This window comes from Binatus sp. (SeqCode) (assembly GCF_049584895.1).
Classification (GTDB): Bacteria; Desulfobacterota; Binatia; order Binatales; family Binataceae; genus Binatus.
This window is the reverse complement of the sequence record NZ_JBAUYR010000009.1, coordinates 102,707-121,128: the sequence shown is the minus strand read 5'-3', so window position 1 is coordinate 121,128 and position 18,422 is coordinate 102,707. Positions and strand designations below refer to the sequence as shown.

The 18,422-nt window shown below is 56.7% G+C and carries 22 protein-coding genes and 3 pseudogenes; 15 read left to right on the top strand and 10 right to left on the bottom strand.

What is annotated here, in order from left to right:
- The coding region (locus tag WB650_RS02270; RefSeq protein WP_423959261.1) for an enoyl-CoA hydratase/isomerase family protein at nucleotides 1-790 on the top strand (790 nt) is incomplete at its 5' end.
- A gap of 343 nt (nucleotides 791-1,133) precedes the next feature.
- Here the strand turns inward: WB650_RS02270 and WB650_RS02265 are convergent.
- Nucleotides 1,134-1,961, bottom strand: a complete 828-nt coding sequence (locus WB650_RS02265) for an IS1 family transposase (protein ID WP_423959259.1) — start codon at nucleotides 1,959-1,961, stop codon at nucleotides 1,134-1,136.
- Between the two features lie 107 nt (nucleotides 1,962-2,068).
- On the opposite strand from WB650_RS02265, the gene WB650_RS02260 reads away from it, so the two are divergent.
- The 9 genes and pseudogenes from WB650_RS02260 to WB650_RS02220 form a co-directional block, all read left to right on the top strand.
- Nucleotides 2,069-3,331, top strand: coding sequence for an AAA family ATPase (locus tag WB650_RS02260; protein ID WP_423959257.1), 1,263 nt, complete (start codon nucleotides 2,069-2,071; stop codon nucleotides 3,329-3,331).
- Between the two features lie 270 nt (nucleotides 3,332-3,601).
- Complete coding sequence (locus tag WB650_RS02255) at nucleotides 3,602-3,787, top strand: flagellar FlbD family protein (protein WP_423959255.1); 186 nt, start codon at nucleotides 3,602-3,604, stop codon at nucleotides 3,785-3,787.
- A gap of 114 nt (nucleotides 3,788-3,901) precedes the next feature.
- Entirely contained in the window at nucleotides 3,902-4,330 is a 429-nt protein-coding gene (locus WB650_RS02250) for a VOC family protein (protein ID WP_423959265.1), read from the top strand.
- A 385-nt stretch (nucleotides 4,331-4,715) separates the two neighbouring features.
- Nucleotides 4,716-5,093, top strand: a pseudogene (locus tag WB650_RS02245) (NmrA family transcriptional regulator); the annotation flags it as partial.
- A 29-nt stretch (nucleotides 5,094-5,122) separates the two neighbouring features.
- On the top strand, nucleotides 5,123-5,551 hold the full coding sequence (locus tag WB650_RS02240; RefSeq protein WP_422303507.1) for a cupin domain-containing protein: 429 nt from the start codon (nucleotides 5,123-5,125) through the stop codon (nucleotides 5,549-5,551).
- Nucleotides 5,552-5,866: 315 nt separating this feature from the next.
- Nucleotides 5,867-6,163: a DoxX family protein gene (locus WB650_RS02235; protein ID WP_423959253.1), complete on the top strand. Its 297-nt coding sequence runs from the start codon at nucleotides 5,867-5,869 to the stop codon at nucleotides 6,161-6,163.
- Between the two features lie 92 nt (nucleotides 6,164-6,255).
- Complete coding sequence (locus tag WB650_RS02230; protein ID WP_422303505.1) at nucleotides 6,256-7,482, top strand: CaiB/BaiF CoA transferase family protein; 1,227 nt, start codon at nucleotides 6,256-6,258, stop codon at nucleotides 7,480-7,482.
- Nucleotides 7,483-7,527: 45 nt separating this feature from the next.
- Nucleotides 7,528-7,884: a hypothetical protein gene (locus tag WB650_RS02225; RefSeq protein ID WP_423959252.1), complete on the top strand. Its 357-nt coding sequence runs from the start codon at nucleotides 7,528-7,530 to the stop codon at nucleotides 7,882-7,884.
- Nucleotides 7,885-8,124: 240 nt separating this feature from the next.
- Nucleotides 8,125-8,337 (top strand): annotated as a pseudogene (locus WB650_RS02220) (ATP-binding protein); the annotation flags it as partial.
- A gap of 504 nt (nucleotides 8,338-8,841) precedes the next feature.
- Here WB650_RS02220 and WB650_RS02215 read toward each other — a convergent pair.
- A complete protein-coding gene (locus WB650_RS02215) occupies nucleotides 8,842-9,090 on the bottom strand; it encodes a hypothetical protein (RefSeq protein WP_422303514.1) in 249 nt (82 codons plus the stop codon).
- A gap of 29 nt (nucleotides 9,091-9,119) precedes the next feature.
- Between WB650_RS02215 and WB650_RS02210 the strand changes: the two genes are divergently transcribed.
- From WB650_RS02210 to WB650_RS02195, 4 genes are all read left to right on the top strand, one after another.
- Nucleotides 9,120-10,157: a winged helix-turn-helix domain-containing protein gene (locus WB650_RS02210; RefSeq protein WP_423959251.1), complete on the top strand. Its 1,038-nt coding sequence runs from the start codon at nucleotides 9,120-9,122 to the stop codon at nucleotides 10,155-10,157.
- A gap of 154 nt (nucleotides 10,158-10,311) precedes the next feature.
- Nucleotides 10,312-10,539 carry a tautomerase family protein gene (locus WB650_RS02205; RefSeq protein WP_422303502.1) on the top strand — a complete coding sequence of 76 codons (228 nt, stop codon included), beginning with the start codon at nucleotides 10,312-10,314 and terminating at the stop codon, nucleotides 10,537-10,539.
- Nucleotides 10,540-10,841: 302 nt separating this feature from the next.
- Entirely contained in the window at nucleotides 10,842-11,594 is a 753-nt protein-coding gene (locus WB650_RS02200; RefSeq protein ID WP_422303501.1) for a glutathione S-transferase family protein, read from the top strand.
- A gap of 386 nt (nucleotides 11,595-11,980) precedes the next feature.
- A complete protein-coding gene (locus WB650_RS02195; RefSeq protein WP_422303500.1) occupies nucleotides 11,981-12,373 on the top strand; it encodes a hypothetical protein in 393 nt (130 codons plus the stop codon).
- 78 nt (nucleotides 12,374-12,451) lie between these two features.
- Here the strand turns inward: WB650_RS02195 and yghU are convergent, their stop codons facing one another.
- From yghU to WB650_RS02180, 3 genes are all read right to left on the bottom strand, one after another.
- Nucleotides 12,452-13,318 (bottom strand): glutathione-dependent disulfide-bond oxidoreductase, encoded by an 867-nt coding sequence (yghU, locus tag WB650_RS02190; RefSeq protein WP_422303499.1) that lies wholly within the window; start codon nucleotides 13,316-13,318, stop codon nucleotides 12,452-12,454.
- On the bottom strand, nucleotides 13,315-13,461 hold the full coding sequence (locus WB650_RS02185; protein WP_422303498.1) for a hypothetical protein: 147 nt from the start codon (nucleotides 13,459-13,461) through the stop codon (nucleotides 13,315-13,317). Before WB650_RS02185 ends, yghU begins: the two co-directional genes overlap by 4 nt.
- A 64-nt stretch (nucleotides 13,462-13,525) precedes the next feature.
- Entirely contained in the window at nucleotides 13,526-13,981 is a 456-nt protein-coding gene (locus tag WB650_RS02180) for a hypothetical protein (protein ID WP_422303497.1), read from the bottom strand.
- Between the two features lie 291 nt (nucleotides 13,982-14,272).
- Here WB650_RS02180 and WB650_RS02175 point away from each other — a divergent pair.
- Nucleotides 14,273-14,587, top strand: a pseudogene (locus WB650_RS02175) (PaeR7I family type II restriction endonuclease); the annotation flags it as partial.
- A gap of 68 nt (nucleotides 14,588-14,655) precedes the next feature.
- On the opposite strand, the gene WB650_RS02170 reads toward WB650_RS02175, so the two are convergent.
- From WB650_RS02170 to WB650_RS02150, 5 genes are all read right to left on the bottom strand, one after another.
- Nucleotides 14,656-14,826 (bottom strand): hypothetical protein, encoded by a 171-nt coding sequence (locus WB650_RS02170; protein ID WP_422303496.1) that lies wholly within the window; start codon nucleotides 14,824-14,826, stop codon nucleotides 14,656-14,658.
- A gap of 35 nt (nucleotides 14,827-14,861) precedes the next feature.
- A complete protein-coding gene (locus WB650_RS02165) occupies nucleotides 14,862-15,680 on the bottom strand; it encodes a DUF4239 domain-containing protein (RefSeq protein WP_423959248.1) in 819 nt (272 codons plus the stop codon).
- 228 nt (nucleotides 15,681-15,908) lie between these two features.
- Nucleotides 15,909-16,460: a hypothetical protein gene (locus WB650_RS02160; protein ID WP_422306444.1), complete on the bottom strand. Its 552-nt coding sequence runs from the start codon at nucleotides 16,458-16,460 to the stop codon at nucleotides 15,909-15,911.
- Nucleotides 16,461-16,473: 13 nt separating this feature from the next.
- Nucleotides 16,474-16,839, bottom strand: coding sequence for a hypothetical protein (locus WB650_RS02155; RefSeq protein WP_422306446.1), 366 nt, complete (start codon nucleotides 16,837-16,839; stop codon nucleotides 16,474-16,476).
- 560 nt (nucleotides 16,840-17,399) lie between these two features.
- The gene (locus WB650_RS02150) at nucleotides 17,400-18,410 is read right to left on the bottom strand and encodes a hypothetical protein (protein ID WP_422306448.1); all 1,011 of its coding nucleotides are present in this window, start codon (nucleotides 18,408-18,410) and stop codon (nucleotides 17,400-17,402) included.
- Between the last annotated feature and the right edge of the window lie 12 nt (nucleotides 18,411-18,422).

Here is an 18,422-nt window from a genome sequence, read left to right as displayed (position 1 = left end):
AGACATTGTGAAAATAGCGGACGTGGGCCACGTCAGGACCATCACGCTCAATCGGCCGGAGAAGAAGAACGCGCTGAGCGACGCCCTCGCGTGGGGTGTAGTTGCTGCCATAGAGGATGCGGCGCGGACCGATGAGGTGTGGGTGGTCGCCCTTACTGGCAGCGGCGATGCCTTCTGCGCCGGTCTGGATTTGTCTGGCAGCGAACGCTCGTCGCCGCTGTCGAGGCAGTCGGCTCAGCTCGATGACATTTCCTGGGTTGGACATTTTCTCCTGGCGATTCGCAAACGGTGCGACAAGCCTGTCGTCGGAGGCATCAATGGGGTGGCCGTGGGGGCCGGCCTCGGTCTCGCCATGGCGACCGACGTGCGGCTGATCAGCCGCAGCGCGAAGCTCATGGCCGGCTACACGAGAATTGGCGGTTCACCCGACGCCGGGCTCACCATCACGCTGCCGCAAGCCATGGGTTATGAGCAGGCGATGCGCTTTATGATGGAGAACCGCACGGTGCTGGGCGAGGAGGCGGTCGCGCTCGGCATGGCCGGAGAAGTGGTCGGCGACTCACAATTCGCGGATCGACTGGCCAGTTATTGCGAAGAACTTTGCCATTGGTCACCTATCACTTTGCGGCTTCTAAAGCGCGGAATGGTGAAATCTCTCGAGACCAGCGACATGGAACAGCAGCTCCGCTACGAGCTGTCCAATATTCGCATAGCCTTCAGTAGCGAGGACGCCCAGGAAGCCCGCAAAGCCTTCTTCGAGAAACGACAACCCGTCTTCAAGGGAAGATAGCGGAGAACACAAAAACCACGCCGGTGCCCTAGTCAACCCCGATTGAATGTTGACCCACTTTGCCGCGGCGTCGCCGAAGTAAAGCTGACCCACCCTGGCGGGCTCTGAGCAGGCGGTGCGAGGGGATCTCCCCCTCGCCGCCCTGTGGCGGAGGCCGGGGACTTGGTCTCGCCCGCCGTAAAGTGTGGTAAGAACTCGTCCTCGGAGGCAACGATATGCCGCTACTTGGAGCAACGTGCCACGTTGGTATCACGGTCAGCGATCTCGATGGCGCTATGGAGTTCTTCAGGCCGTTCTTGGAGTTCCTCGGAATATGAGATTTGGGTAGTGGGCTGTTTTGAATTCAAGGGATGAGCGCCGCAATTTCTTCCATGCTCCAAACATGATCAGAGACGCCTGACGCCATCGCGGGCGTCTCAGTCTTTAGCGTCTGATGAATCCGACCGAAGTTATAGTACATGTAGAAAAGCGCGATTGCATGGGCGTGATTCTCCACTTTCTTCGAGAACGCATTGGTCAGGCGCGTGAAGCGGCGCATTCCCATCCGCATGTTCAGATTCTGGCGCTCGACGTATGACGTGTTGATATGCTCGCGATCTGGATTGCCGCGAATCACCCTGCCTTCGGCACTGAGGCAAATCGATGGGCTGTAGCGCCGCTGGCCCATCGGATCGGTGCCGTACATCTTGACCAGCATCGCGTAGTCAATATCGCCTGCAAACGCCGCATCGACGGCATTCAGATAGCAGTGATAGCCATCCGTCGTTAGCTGTACGCGATTCGTCAGACGGCTCGCCACGTCCTGCATGAACGTGATCGCGGCTTGTGGCCCGCGTGTGCCGACCAGCCAGCAGGGAACGAGTTTCGTATCGGCGTCGATTGCGGTCCAAGTCCACACGTCGCCTTTCCCGAATTGGCCCTGATACTCTGCCGGTACGTTCTTCGCCTTGGCGTAAACGAAACTCCAAATCTCATCGCACTGGATTCGCTTGGTCGTGAGATTGCGCAGGTGCTCGCGCTGATATTCGAGGCACGCTTCGCCAGCGTCGGCAACCAGCTTGAGCACGGTGTCTTTCGATGAATGCGTCAGCCGACAAGTGGCGCGGACCGAATTGCCTTCGACCAAACAGGCGATGATTCCCGCACGGCGTTCGATGGACAGTCTGTTCATGTCCATTATTATGCTTGCTCGGGCATGCTTTGTCAAGGGATGTTTAACTTTTGGGTCTACTTGTATAAGTACCTCCATTTGTTAAGGTTCGCGGGTGAGATTTTGCTATGGCTGACGAAGAGAATCCTCCGAGTCTATACAATCGAATTGCGATTGCCGGTGGCGCATTCAGTCCGTCCGCGCCGATTAGTCGGGTAACTCTATTCGCCGGTCGTCATCAGCAGATAATGCGCTCGATCGATGCCGTTTACCGGCGCGGGCAGCATGGGATCATTTTCGGTGAGCGCGGCGTCGGCAAGACTTCGATGGCGAATCTGATCGCTGATTTTATTTCGCGGTCAGATAAGATCGATGCACCGCCGAGATTTTTGACGCCGCGCGTAAATTGCACGGCCAGCTCGGACTACGATTCAATCTGGAGAGAAGTTTTTGGACGAATCCCGTACTTCGAGAATAGCGGACAAACAGGATTGGCGATAGGCAATTTCGCCTCTAAATTAAGTGACACGAAACTCGATCCTGGCGCGGTTCAAAATCTATTGGAGGCCATTTCAAGTCAGCGAGACCTGATCGTCGTAATCGACGAGTTTGATCGCCTTCGAGACTCGAAATCGCGACGGCTCATGGCCGATACGCTTAAAACACTTTCGGATCATTCGATCGATGCAACGATTTTCTTAGTCGGTGTTGCTGATACGGTAGACCAACTAATTGCTGAGCATCAATCCGTCGCCCGCTCTATGATGCAGATTCAGATGCAGCGCATGGAAAATGACGAAATCAAGGAAATCGTGCAGAAAGGACTTGACCGCTTCAATTCACAATCGGAGGACTTTCAACTTCATGCGACAGACGAGGCCGTAGGCTGGATTACCACGCTCGCGCGAGGACTTCCACACTATGCCCATCTGCTCGCCCAGAAGGCTTGTTATGCAGCTATTCAAGCAGAAGAGTCGGAAATTTCACTCGGCCACGTAATGCAAGGCGTGTCGAGTGCCCATGATGAAATTCATCAATCTACACTATCGAGTTATGGCGCTGCGATTTATAGCGCCCATAAAAATGCAACTCTCTCTGACACGCTGGTGGCCTGCGCTTTGGCCGATACGGACAGCCTCGGTTTCTTCGCGCCTCGCGATGTACAGAAACCTTTAAGCCGAATACGAAAAAAAGAGGCGCTGCAAATTGCCAGTTTCAGCAATCACTTGGAAGAGTTCTGCGAGTCGAAACGAGGGACGGTACTGGAAAAAAGAGGAGATAAGAACCGCATCCGATACAGATTCACGGATTCCTTGATGGCACCGTTCGTAATCATGCGCGCGCTAGCTGAGGGAAAAATCGATCCCAACGTACTCAATCCTACGACTTAACTTTTTTCCAGCGTGCAGCAGCCGCTTTTCGTGCGATCTGTTTCCGGCGCTTATCGGACAGTTTCGCTGCTCTCGCCTTCCCGCCTTTCGATGCGCCGAGAGCCGAGAGTGCTTGTGCGTGTGGATTTTTGTTCACCGAGGGTTTAAGAATATCACCGACGGATTCCTCTACGACGCGAAGCGCGTTCTGTATGGGATCGGCGCGCTTGCCGCCTCTGCTTGCTCGGGTAGGCATGGGCGTAGTATGACATTGAACGGAGGGCAATTCAAATGGCGAAGCTGATTTACGTTACTGATCACAATAAAGGCGAACCGATTTTATTAAACGCCGATCAGATCGAATCCGTAAGCGTTTTGGAAATCAAGAGCGGGACGCGCACCGCAATCACTATGGTGAATGGGACGGTTTTTCATGTGCAAGAGAGTTTGGAGACTCTGTTCGGTCTTTCCCGCTAGCCAGACCGATCTCGGTATATTGAAGCAATTCTATTGCCTCTTGCAGTAACGCCGTCGCGTCACGAACCGTCATACCCGAAAGTTGCTCGATGATTTTATTAGCGGTCATTTTTCATACCTCCTTCAAAACAGCCCACTACCGAGATTTGGGATGAGGGAACGGAAAGATCTGACGGTACACGGAATCCGAACGGGCAGCGCGTTAGAGTGACGGTCAACCATGGGAATGGCGCGGTGTTAAATCTCTGGGAAGCAAAGCCTGAGTTTGCCAAGCATCCATTCGAGGTTTACGAGGTAGGGCTGCATCACATCGCCTTCTACACCGACACGCGTGAGCAGGTTGATCGGGCGTGCGAGCTAACGAAGCGCCTTGGTGCGAAGGTCCTCGATGGTCCTGGCGAGTTCCCGTACGATCCGGAAGGCTGGTATGCGGTGTACTTTCTCGGACCGGATGGACTCAAGTTCGAGGTAGTCCATCAGCCATCAACCGTGAAGAGGTATGCGGAGATGATGCGTATCGCCGAGCAACTGATGAAACATTGATTTCGACCAGTTCGCTGGCGCCTCGCGATCCTGGCCGGAGAGCCGAACAGGCCGGCCTTGCGCTTGTCCTTGAGTCTGAAGCTTTCGCCATTGATGCTGACGATTATCGAGTGATGGAGGATCGGGCGTTCGACTATCACAGTGCGACTTTCTCGTCATCCGGGATCAGGTTTTTCGTTATCGACAGGTCGGGCAGGCGCTCGGGGGCACCTACGCGGGAAAATCTCTCTTCGCGTCCGCTGATTTCGTTCAATGGAGAACCCCATGTCACGTTTCCGAAGACGTCAAAACAAAAAGGTCGACTGTCGAGAGGAGATCGCAATGAAGATAGTAGTCATCGGAGGTACTGGCCGCATTGGTACGAAGACCGTCGCCGTTCTGCGAGATCATACGCTCGACGCAATTTCTGGAATTCCTCGGCGCCATCGCCGACTCCAACGCCTATGGAAAAACGGTCCGGCTCCCTTCCGGCCTATTACAGGCCATCGCGGCGGACGATGTTGCTGCAATCCTCGCCGATGTGGCGCTCGGAGCGCCGCTCAACGGCATCGTCGAGATCGCCGGCCCGCAACGAGCACCGCTCGACGAGATCGTCGCCCGCCATCTGAAGGCGGTCGGCGACCCGCGCGAGGTCGTGAGGGACCCAGAGGCCCGACACTTCGGCGCTCGGATTGAGGAGCGCACGCTGGTACCGTTGGGCGAAGCGCGGCTCGGGCGCATCACCCTCGACGAATGGCTCCGCCACACGCGGGCCGCTGCCTGATCGGATCCGCCAACCGAAGGAGAAGCTCCATGAAACGCATCTTCTGTTCGATGCTTGTCTCTTTGCTCGCCGCCAAGCTGCCGCTCGGCAGCGTGGCCACGGCCGCGCCGGAATTGAAGAACGCCAAGGTGACCCTCGTTTACCAGCACGAGCTGCCCAACTGTCCCGGCAAGAGCATCAAGGGCGTACTCGTCGAATACGGGCCGGGCGGTTACTCGCCTGCTCACACTCATGCCAAATCCGCCTTCATCTACGCGACCGTGCTCGAGGGAGCGATCCGCAGTCAGGTCAACGACGGACCGGTGACGATCTATAAGGCCGGAGAGAGCTTCTCCGAGATGCCCGGCGATCGCCATCGCGTCAGCGCCAATGCCAGCGAGACCAAGCCGGCCAAGCTGCTGGCGGTGTTCGTGGTGAATACGAACGAGACGGAACTGACGATCCCATTGGGGAACTGAAATTTAGTTCGTTTCGTGCCGAGGTACTGCGGCCTCTACGTCCGAGCCGAAAGGTCGGCACTAGCGGCATGATTTCAAGGAAGCGGAGGGCACCGCGACTATGCGGTTCCGGAAGAGTCAGTGATGAACGCTGTTCCCCAGAGTTCCAAATGAACGAAGGCAACCACCATTCGAACTGATCCAGACGTCAACGAATAAGCGGCGGTCGACGGGATTGGGAATTCAGCTCGGTCTTTCTGCGCGCTCTTGGAGGGTCTTTTCCTTTCTGCGGTGGCAGACCGCTTTGGGATCTGGGGCGCTTACGGATATCCGAATATGGCCTGGGGCAGTTACCCCCGATTCGTTGCCTATACCGCTAAACTTCTTCGGCTTCTGCCGCCGACTATAGTTCCAGCGCTGGCTTTCGGAGCAACGGCGGCAGAGACTCTTTTCGGTCTGCTCCTCGTTCTCGGCGAGAAAACTCGGCTTACGTCTTTGTTGAGCGGAGCTTTTGACCTGGTTGCAGCAAAGCTGGTCCGTCGATACGTAACGGAGAGACCCTGGGGCTCAAATTCGGGCTCGGACTTCGTGCGCAATCCTCCGAGTGTCGCTGCGACTGGGAACTGGAATTGAAAATTAAGATTTCGGGCTCAAAACTTGAAAGATCGATAAGCAAGAAATAACGATTGGGCACCAAATGTTGGGCTGACCGATAGGGAATCGCAATGACCAAAGCAGAATTTTATCGTCACGCGCGCGCCGATCTGACCGGGCCGCTCGCGGGTGTGAGAGTGCTGGAAGCTACCACCACGGCCGCCGGTCCGCTCTGCTCCGCCACGCTCGCCGATCTCGGTGCGGATGTCGTCAAAGTGGAAGTGCCGACTGGTGAAGTCAATCGCCGATTGCCGCCCTTTTATCCGGGTACAAATGTCGGTGCGATCAACGGCAATATCAACCGAAACAAGCGTAGCCTGAGCCTGGATCTGCGAAAGCCGCAGGGGCGCGACATCTTTCTCAAAATTGCCGCCAAGTCGGATATCGTTGTGGAAAACTTCAAGAAAGGAACCATGGCGGGATGGGGCGTTGGCTACGACGATGTCCGCAGAGTTAAACCCGACGTGGTCTATGTCTCGATTACCGGCTGGGGACAGTTCGGGCCGAATTCGGATCGCGCCGGATACGATCCGATTGCGCAAGCTGCGTCTGGGTGGATGTCGATGAACGGAAGCGTTGAGGGTCCACCGGTCAAAGCTGCGACGGCGATTGGCGATGAAGCGGGCGGACTAAACGGAGCAATCGGCGCGATGGCGGCGCTGATCCATCGCAATCGCACCGGCGAAGGACAGCATGTCGACATCTCGCTGCTGGAAGGGCTCGCAGGGGGAGCCGCCGGAGTTCCGCTGGCGGTGTCGGCGATGGGTATCGTGCCGCAGCGCTTGGGTAACGAGTTCGGATTCGCGGTGCCGTCGAATTCATATCGATGCAAGGACGGATGGGTGTATGTCGCCGTGCTGCTGGATACTCATTGGAAGGCGCTGGCGCCGATACTCGGACATCGAGACCTGGCCGAAGATCCCAACTTTACGAAGTTGCCGAATCGATTGGCGAATCGGGACGCGTGCAATGCGATGGTCGCCGCGTGGGCGGCCGAGCGCACGCGCGCGGAGGCGATTGAGGTCCTGCTGAAGGCGGGACTCGCTGCGGGTCCGGTCAATACATACAACGACGCCGCCAACGACCCGCACATCATTGAACGCGATGTTCTGCAGCTGGCTAAGATCGAAGACGGCTCAATTGCGATTCATACCGGACCCGTCGCGAAGTTCTCCCGCACGCCAACACGCGTGCGAAGCGGCGCTCCTTCGATCGGCCAGCACAATGACGAGATTCTCGACGAGATCGGAATCGATGCGGCGTCTAGAGCGCACCTCAAGAAAGCTGGAGTGATCTAGCTCTCCTGTCTCAGAGCCAGCGAACTTTAATTGAGGTCAAATCCTATGAAATACACGCGCATCTACGCTGACGCCGCCGGGGAATCGCATCTGCAGGATGTCGACCCTGCAATGAAGCCGGCGGGCAACGCCTCCTCGATGTCCGAATTGATCGCAGCCAAGGGAGTCATTTTCCGCGCGACCCGCAGCGGTGAGTATTTGATCGATTGGCATACCGCGCCGCGCCGCCAGTTCGTCGTCAATCTGACCGGAGAGGTTGAGATAGAAGTCAGCGACGGCGAGACTCGCCGCTTCGGCCCGGGATCGATTCTTCTGGCTGAAGATACAACCGGCAAGGGGCACATCTCACGCGGAATCGGAAACGACGAGCGCCGTACGCTATTCATTCCACTTTCCGACTGAGATGGTGTAGGAACTCGATTCTCTCGAATGTGGATAGGACCTCTATGACCTGTGTGTGGCGAATTGTTAATTTTGCTTGGAAATGACCAATTCGCCACGGACACGGCATAAAGATTGCCGAAATCATCATGTTGGATCTTCCGCGACTTTTTCGTCGCTCGTCGCGGTTCTGATAGGACTATATGCAGGACGACCTTCGTTTAGCTTTCACGGAACGAGGTCGACGGTAGTACCGTCGAGATGTCTAGAATCGCTGCAACTGCGAGCCAGATGGTGCGTCCGATCTTCGGACGAGAGCGAGAGCTAAGGACGCTGTACGAGGCCGCGCGCATTGGCGGACCGCGCGTGATTCATCTGCACGGCGTTTCAGGCATCGGAAAGTCTGCTCTCATCCGTGCGTTTGCCGATGCCGAACGAAAGCGAGGCAGAAAGGTATGCTTGCTCGATGGCCGTGCGCTCGAGCCAAGCGAACGCGGTTTTTTGTTCGAGTTGTCGCGCGGCCTTCGAGCCGCGCGTCCGACGTTGCCTGCGGTCTCACGAGCCTTGGCCGCTATCCGAGGCACTGTTCTAATCATCATTGATTGCTACGAAGTCCTGGGCTTGCTCGATGCGTGGTTGCGCCAGGTTTTCGCAGTTCGGCTTGGCAGCAATGCGCGCCTCATACTGGTTAGCCGCTTCCCGCCGGCACCCCAATGGAGCGAAGCTCCTGAATGGCGCCATGAATTCCGTGCGCTCCAACTGCAGCCAATCAGCGAGGTCGCGGCGCTGGAATTGCTTGCAAGTCTCGGAACTGATTCTTCGCGCGCCTACGCACTCGCGAAGTTTGCACATGGCCATCCACTCGCCCTCGTCATCGGCAGCGCCGCCGCGTCGCGACTTCCGTCAACGGCAGGTACGCCGCATGCCGCTATAAGTGTTTTGGCTCGCCGGTTCCTGGGAGAAGTCGAGAACCCTAAATTACGTGAAGCTTTGCGCGCGGCGTCGTTGGCGCGCCGCATAACCCGAAGCCTGCTGCGAGCGCTGACACCCGACATTGCCGACGACGATCTGTTTGATCAGTTGACCGGCATTCCGTTCATCGAGCCGGCCAGCGACGGTCTGATTATCCATGACGCAGTGCGGGAGGCGCTTCGCGCCGATCTCGAGGCCATCGATCCCAGAGCGTTCCAGCGCTACCACAGGGCGGCCTGGCAACAACTCGTTCACGAAGCAAAGTCGGCGGCGGTTTCCGACTTGTGGCGCTATACGGCGGACCTGATTTTCCTGGTCAACAACCCCGTCGTTCGCGAGGCTTTCCTCGCGATGTCGGCGAATTTTATGTCGAACGCGCGGGACCGGCGGACGGGGCGGCTATCGCAGACATCTCGGCTGCTCACGATGGTGAAACGGGTGCCGGGATTATTGAACGCTGGCGCAGGCACCTGCCGAGGGCATTCTATGTGGTCCGCGATGCGCGCATGCAGGTTGCTGGCTTCTATTGTCTGTTCGATCCGCGGGAGGCGGCGCCGACGCTGTTGGACAATGATCCAATCACATCGAATTGGATAACAGACCTGAGGAAAAACCCGCTTCCCAAAGGACAGACCGCACTCTTCTTGCGCCGCTGGCTCAGCCGTCAATATGGCGAGGCACCTTCCGGCGTCCAGGCTGCAGCGTGGCTGGACATCAAACGCCACTACATGGAACGGCGGCCGTTTTTGCAGCGGGTGTATCTGGGGCTGACAAACGTCGCACCATATGCCGCGGTGGCTGAAGGTCTGGGCATCCGGGTAATCGATGAGCCCCCAACAGTTATCGGCAACACGAGTATTTCAAGTCTCGAACTCGATATGGGTCCACTATCGGTGGACGGTTGGCTCGCGCGGCTGGCAGCCGCCGAAATCGGCGCGGAGCAAGACGGCCTTCTCGACGAGCGGCGCAGAGCAATAGTTCTCAATGGGCGCGCGACTGATCTCACCCGCAAGGAATTCGAGGTCATGCGCTACCTGACCTTGAGACAGGGCGAAGCGGTAAGCAGAACCGAACTGCTCAACGATGTGTGGGGAATCAAGCACGACGGCGGAGGAAACGTGGTCGATGTGATCGTCGCATCTCTGCGGAAGAAACTTGGAGCCTCCGCCAGCGTGATCGAAACCGTTCACGGCCACGGCTACCTATATAGAAGCCCAGGACTCTCGGCGGAAATTGCTGAAGCCGACGCAGCTGTGCGTCAGCAAAGCAGCCGCACGGCGGGCCGTATCAAGACCAAACGGCTGGCCCGCTCCAGATTCTAATAAATTTCTCATCAATCTTTGCTGCGCGAGGCGGCGGGACGACGCACAATAGCACTCGTCATCGCAACCGATCGTCACCGGGGTCCCGGGCCCGCGAGGTCGCTTGCGAGGCAGTAGATGAATCTCAAAAGGACCGAATCATAGGAGAAGGAAAATGCCACTCATCCAAGTTCATTTAATCGAAGACGTATTCACGCCAAAGCAGAAGAACGAGATCATTGAGAAGCTCACCGAAGCGATGGTCTCGATCGAGGGCGAGAACATGCGCGGAGTAACCTGGGTCACGATTGACGAGGTGAAAAGTGGAGCCTGGGGAATCGGAGGAAAGGCCCTGACCACCGAGATGGTCAAGGCAATCGCGGCCGGTAAGTCCGCCGCTTGACGGAGCGACAGTGGCCCGGCGGCGATATCATCGCCGCCGGCTGTAATTGTCGCGTCACGGATTGTCCATCGGTCAATCCTCTCGTAGCCCCAACTGGTCGCCGACTGATCCGGTCGCCAATGCGAAACACTGCCCAGCGGGTCATCGCTTGATCCGCGATGACGTTCGCCAGTACCGAGGAGCAGCCGAGCGCTCGGCGAGCAGCAAGCTGCACTGGCAGCATTCATGAAGAAGTAAGAGACCTGGAATCTCTGTTCGACAAATAGATAGACGATAGTAGCGCGATAGAAATAGGAGACATAGTGGCGCACCGAGTACAGATCATTGGGAGTTACCTTTCACCGTATGTCCGCAAAGTCCTCGTGTTTCTCGACCTGAAAGGTATTCCTTACGAGGTCGACCCCATCGTTCCTTTTTTCGGTGACGAGCGTTTCTCACGCATCAGTCCCGTGCGGCGCATTCCTGTCCTGATAGATGACCAGACCACTCTCGCGGACTCTTCCGTCATCTGCCAATACCTCGAAGATCGCTATCGAGAGCCGAGGCTGTATCCCGCTGACATCGTTGATCGCGCCTGCGCCCGCTGGCTCGAAGAGTATGCGGACTCGCGCATGGGCGAGGTGTTCATCTGGAGGCTGTTCAACCAGGTGGCGATCAAACCAACGGTGTGGGGAGAGCAAACCGATAAGGCAACGCTGGAGAAGACTCTCCAGGAGGACATGCCGCAAGTGCTCGACTATCTGGAGGTGCAGGTTCCAGCCGAGGGTTTCATCTTCGGCAGTGTATCTATTGCCGACATCAGTATCGCGTGCTTTTTTCGGAACGCGACGTTTGCGCGGTTCCAGCTTGACGCAGCGCGCTGGCCCGGAACGGCCGCGTTCGTTGAACGCGTGCTGCGGCTGGAAAGCTTTGAGAAGCTCAAACCGATTGAAGAACGTTTGCGGCGCACACCGCTGATGCAGCATCGAGCCGCGCTGATGGAGATGGGAGTGCCAATAACGCAAGACACCTACGGCACCGCGAAGCCCCGCCGCGGCGTCATGCGCATCGATTAATCCAACCAATCGCGCCAACTGTGTGCCGCGAATCGCTGATTTTGCCAGAATCAGCAATCCGCCACACAGGCGCACCGGAGCGGCGCACCCGCGCTACCGCAAGCGCGCTTCAGCTCCTATTGGCGTCAGCATTGTAAGGATTACTTCGGACCCCAGCCGCCGCGTGAGTTGGAATTCGACACAGACAGGGAGAGCGCCGCGAATAATCGAACAAGCGGCGTGAGGCCGAGTGATTGGTGGAGCGGAAGAGATGAGTAGCGATCGTCGAGTCATGTGAGGTATGGCACGCCGTGAGCCGCGCCGGCCGCCACAACACTGTGAGTGACAGTTTGATACTAAATTCCCTTCTCCCTCCGAGCACCAACGGCGCTTATCGCGGCTCGACAGTGGCGGCGTATTTCCTCACTCTCTTCAGCGTTCTTACGATCGTGCCCGGCTGCATCCATGTGCTCGCTCCTGATGGAGGAGCGGGAAGCATCGCTGGCCTCGACCTCAGCCAGAACGGCCGACTAATCATCGCGCTTTTCGCCTGGGCGGGTGCGACGCAAATCGCGTTCGGCCTGGCGATGCTTATTATTTCCCTGCGCTACCGGACCCTGGTACCGATAACGCTCGCTCTGGCGATTGTCGAACGCACGCTGCACGCGCTCGACGCATGGGTTTTCAGATCCGTGCCGGGCGGACATCATCCACCGGAGCACTATGGCGTGCTGGTTGTTCTCCCGCTGCTGCTCGCGGCTTTGGGCGTCTCGCTCCGCTCGTCGCCGCGTGGCAGATGATCGGCGATCGAAGGCTTAGCGCGCCAGCGTGTTATGACGTCGTCCGAGTTAACGTCGCCAATCTCGCGCAACGGAAGTTCATCTTCCTGCGGCGAGCTTGTCCTGCGTCTTGGTGTCGAAATCGCTAGCGTCGTGCCGTTCGTGCAACTGGCTCGACGGCTCACCGTAAACGCGGTTGACCATCCGTCCCCGCCTTACTGCCGCCCGCTCCACGAGTGCGTCAGCCCAACGACGCACGTTCTTGTAGTCCTGCACGCTCAGGAACTCGGCGGCTCCGTAGAGCACGCCCTTCGCCAGCGCGCCATACCAAGGGAAGATGGCCATATCAGCGATCGTGTAGATGCTGCCCGCGATGTACTCACTTTCCGCGAGGCGACGCTCGAGGACGTCGAGTTGTCGCTTCACCTCCATGGCAAACCGATCGATTGCATATTCGATCTTCTCCGGGGCATACGCATAGAAGTGGCCGAACCCGCCGCCCAGATACGGCGCGCTTCCCATCTGCCAGAACAACCATGACAGGCATTCGGCGCGCGCGCTTGCCTCGGTTGGTACGAAGGCGCCGAACTTTTCGGCGAGATACAGGAGGATCGCGCCGGACTCGAAGACCCTGATCGGCGTAGAACCGCTGCGATCAACGAGAGCCGGGATCTTGGAGTTCGGATTCACTGCGACAAAGCCGCTACCGAACTGATCGCCGTTTCCGATGTTGATAAGCCAGGCATCATACTCCGCGCCGTTGTGCCCCAGGGCCAAGAGTTCCTCCAACATTATGGTGACTTTCACGCCATTCGGCGTGCCGAGCGAATAGAGCTGGAGGGGATGGCGGCCCACCGGCAAATCCTTATCGTGCGTTGGTCCGGCGATAGGACGGTTGATGTTTGCGAACTGTCCGCCGTTCGACTTGTTCCAGGTCCACACCTTCGGAGGAACGTAATCGCTCATTTTTCAATACCCACTTCTTTCGCCGGGTGAATAATCGGGATGCGATCACTCCGGACTTTATTGGTTTTATCTGCCGCGAAATCGCTTTGACGGCCGCGATCTAGCAGTTTAATCCAGGCCGCCGACCCGTGTGAAGTGCTCATCAGACGAGCAGACTACTTCAGTCATCTGAAGGTGAGTTTGCTCACACGATTCAGACGACGGTTCTTACCTCAGCGGCGGCAACACGATTGGGTCGGGGAGTTGCGACGCGGGCCAAGGCCGGTTGTGCTTCGCCGCGATCTCGGCGACGACACGTTCCCAGCGCTCCTTCCCGAAGCTCTTGTAGGTCTGGAACGGATTCACATATTCTCGCATGCGGAAAGCCTGACCGTTTCTGATGGTGATCAGGGTGAAATAGCGCTGGGTATAGCGGCCGCCGTCCACGGTATCGCCACCGCCTGATGATTCCACGATGGTAGTATCCGGATCGGCTGTGGGATGCACGCTACCGGCTTTGTGCTGAAGCGCGGAACCACGCTGAGCAGAAGACCGTTCCGGTACATCCGATCCGGAAGTCGACCAACGAAAAGACGACCGTCTTTCTGAAAAGATTTGTCGCCCGGCAATCGAGGAAATGGAGAAGTCGAGATGACCGAAGGTGAAAAACAAGTGGAAGCGCATGGATTGCTAAAATCCGCGGGCTTCAGCGCCAGTCACATGAAGGAAGATTGGTTCAATCACGAGCAAAGAAAATTCTTTACGAGAAGAGTCGTGCGGGATATGCCGTTGGTGTGGCTTCGGAAGAGACTGAAGGAAGCCGTGCCAAAAGGTGAATATTGGTTCTTCAGTTACTATAGTCGTGCATCCGGAGCGTGGGAGGTCATCTTCGCCAACTTCGAACTCATAGATTTGAGGCCAGTCCCGAAATCCGTGGAAATCCGACGTGAGCCAAGGCCGACTTGATGCCGGATCGGCCAGCAGCCGCGCCCGTTCGTCGGATGGATGATGCTGGTCGAAGACGCGCCCGAATCCCGTTCATCTATTCGGGACAGGTCGCCGCACTTTCCCGTCTTTCCGGAGTTTTAAGGAGCATCGTATCTAAAACGGTACGACATTCTGTGCCAGAAGCTCATTCAGGAACAGCTTTACACCACGGCTTCCATCATCGCTTCGCCGCGCACCGCGGCAGCGACAGGCGACTATGCGGAACTCTCTGACATGACGAGCCTGAAAACATTCGTCGCATCGCTTGCAGGACACGTTGCTGCTGAAGTGGCCAGGAAATGAGCTTGGAAAGAACCCTCCAGTGCAAGACCGAGGTCGTTACTAATCCTCTTCATGGCGGCGTCCTCCTATCAAAGCCGCCCGATCTTCAGATCGGGCGAGGATTGCCGCCACTTAAATTCAAGAGCTTCGCGGGCATCGCGACGCACTGGATTCCAGACATTGAGACCAAGAGCGAACCACATGCACGCGGTGCGATCCTGGTTGATTTCGACCCGCACGAGGTGGAAATCGTCAGCCACTGATTTATAGTTTACGCGATACTTCTACTGCCATTCTACGGAGCTTTTGGTGCAGGTGCGACCGACATCTTGTAGTTCGTGGCCTCTTCCATTCGCGAGATTGCGTATCGGTACGGATCATCCGGGATTGTCATCATCCCGTGGTACGGATGCGCCAATTCCAGGATCGCGAGAATGGTTATCCCAAGCCAAATAGAAAAGAAGGCGCACATGACTACTTGGGCGCGAAAATCGTGGCTGCTAAAGAAATAGCTGAACCCGATCGTTATTATGCAACCTAGGTAAATTATGAGCCACACCATCGACGGAAGGTCGTCATGGTAGAATAGCAGCCGCTGACTGCGCGTCTGGCTGATCTGGCTGAGCTGCTCGAGCGCCTTGTCGAGTAGCATCTCCTCGTGGCTATCGGCCGCGTGATAGGAGACCACCATCGACCAGAGGTTATGGGCGCCTTGCTTGCCCATCTGATAGCGCATGGTCGCCATCTGGGGCCATTCCTCATCCACCACACGATGGGTGTATTCGAGCACCGCGGAGTCGAGCTGGCTGCGCATCGGTTCGGCAAGTCCAGCTCCCAGCTTGTAGAGGCTTTCCAGTGCCGTCGCTTCATCGTGCGCGTTAGCGTTGGCCTGATTGAAGCGCTCCCAAGCCGCGACAATCACGAATCCGAGGACGAGCCCATAGAACGCACCCACTACTCCAAAGGTCACGCCTGCAACCTCATGGTTTTCTTGCAGGCGATCCACGGGCACCAGTCGCCTTACAACGTAAAGACCGAGGACACTGCCGCCTCCAAATACCACAGCGATGAATGCGAGTTGTGCGGGGATACCCCAGTCGAGCAAGAAGTCCATTTGTCGCCAATTCCTCCTGAGTTAGCCGAGCGCTCGCGCAAGATTAATGATCTACGTTATAGCGTCTGAATCCACGGTAGTGAGCGTGTTGGCGGCGATTCGCAGTAGCCATAATAACCAGCAGGGTGGTTGTTTTCGTGAAGTCGGAGTCGCCTTTCGTCCTTCCATAGAGTTTAACAAAATCGCTTTTCGGTACGTTAGGTCCTCATTAAATAAAATAAGACTTCGTCACTGAAACAGATTCCAACCGAGCGCCGGCACGAGTTGATCGTAGGACACTCCGAGGAGCCACACGAAGGCGACGGCGCCGCTGCCTGACGACGCGCGATTGAGAGCGACTTGGACACTGAGATTTATCTCGAATGTCGAGTTGAGCCACGCGATCCCTGGCGTCAGTTCGAAGTCCAGCTGCGAGGAGTTTCGATGCGCGCTCAAGTACTGCGCGTAGTCGAAATCGAGATGAGGGGTGAGATCGCGCAGTGCGTACGGCACCGAACCGCCGGCGACTTTCGCGTCGAGGTAGTTAAGCGAATACTCGAGCTCGAGGTCGGCTGACACCAGGTCGTCGCGCGCGCCGGTCACCTTGCTTTCCCATCCCGCGTCTCCTTCGATGCCGGCCGGGCGCCGCATGCTTAGCGAGTCGGGTAAATCTCCGAAGCCCTTCTGAAAAAGCAAATCACCGCCGGCGCGCGGATGGGATTCAGAGCCTATGTTGCTGCTGCCGACGGGCAGTTCGAGCGAGGGATTTACCGTGAACACGAATTCGTGGCGTGGGAGCATGATGAGCACGCGTTTATAGCCGAGGCCCAGGTTGGAGAATCCGCTGGCGCTGGTCTGCTCGCCTTCCTGTTCGGAGACGCTGGTAGCCGACGAAGAGCGAGAAGCTGGACTTGGGCGAAATGGTCTTTTCGAGATACAGCGACTCGGAATTCTGCGCGCGATCGTAGCTTCCTGAGAGAGTGAGATAGTTTTCCACCGTCGCGTCGTTGCCGATGAAGTTGCCGACGAAAGATCGCGGGGTGGGGTCGGCGCACGCGAGTGGCGTGCAGAGGAGGATCGAGTTGGCGCACACGATGGCAGCGAGTCGCGACGGGCAGTTAATACTGCCGGTAGTGGTCTGGCGAGGTGCGTACCAGCATCGGTAGTTTCGTTCCGTCAAATTGTGTTTTTGATCGAAGCGTGACCCGCTTTGTCAGCCAAGGCGATTCTCCGCCGGTCATTGCGGGCGAAGGCGGTGCTGTGCGGTATCTTGACATCGAGGTATAGGGAACCAGGTTAGCGCAGTGGGGGCCGCAGCATAAGGCGTAAAAGTTCAGGGTGCGGACAGTGGTGTTGGGGGAATTGCGCTGCCCGTGGTATGGAAAAATCGAAAGCTGACGGAGCTGGAGGCCTACGATGTAGATCTCGATGTTCCATCTGATGCCGTATCGCGAGCTGCCTGACGACTTCGCGCAGAGGTATCATTCGGTGTGGGTCGATCCGCCGACAAATGCCTGCACATCCTGCCTGAGTATTTTCCGGTCACTGGCAACCAGGACTGAACGACAGCTGAAACGGCCGATTTTGTCTCTCACCCGCCGCCTCGCCACCTCCGCACCGCCCCGATCACATCCAAACCAACGTCCATCAGCGCATTGGTAGCATTTTACCAAATTGCTAACTGAGTGAGAAAACGGAAATCCGGGCTTATAGGCCATCCGCCCTGTGCCTTGGCGACAATTATTGTGACGAAGGCGGCGATTCACAGTAGCCGTAATAGTTGGCTGGAGATTCTGTTACGGTCTTAAGGGGGCTGGGGCATGTATCAGAGACACTGGTGCATAATGTATCACAAATCCTTCCGTGTAGCTTATAAACATTCGCATCGCCTATTGATTCGCTTATGCTACCTGCCGGCAGTGCTTTTCCACAGTAGTATTTAGTAGAACTCACACTGCCGGCAGCCCTAAAGCTGGCAAAATTGAAGCATTGTACATATTGCGTGCTGTTCGATGGTGGAACAGATGGTGGATCAAAGACGCCGTTTTCCGCGTCATATTCAAAAACATAAACCGCATTTCTCGGCGGAACGCCTTCGGCTTTATTTTTGACTGGTATACCCTCGAAGCCCGTAACGATAGCCTTACCAAGGTCGTGTAAACCGTCACTCGTCCAAAACACTGCCGCTGAACCTGACGTCATCTTGTTTTTCAATTCACCAAGTAAAATTGTGGGTGTGACCCTCGTCAAGAATTCATCTAAATTCATACCACCGATCGTGATAATAGGGTCGGCATTCATCACGGTGTTAGCTAAAGGCCGGGCTGTATAAAATGGGTTATTTGTGCCCCCGCCACCGGTCGGCAAAACCGGGTTAACTGAATAGACAGTCGCAACAGGGCAATAGTTCTTGATGCTCTCGAAGCTGGTTATCATCTCGACGTAAAGATTGGCATGCTCGGTCCCCGTCGGTTTGAGTTTGGTGGTACAGTGGACCGAGGAGCCGGGAAAGCAAGCGTAAGGGGGCACCACCACATCCGACGAGACATCTTCGGCATGACGAAAGGCATAAACAACAGGCGTGCAGGCTGTCTGTGCGGTTGCGCTTGAGGTCAACAAGAGCAAGCTACAAAATGAAACTAGCGAAGATGATAGGACATCTCTTATATTCAGGTCGATTCTCCAGTTATTAAGGTAGCTGTTAGCCCAGCCGTCCCCGGCGCGTCGCAGGCGCGCCGGTAAACTGTTCACTCTTCCGCCAAG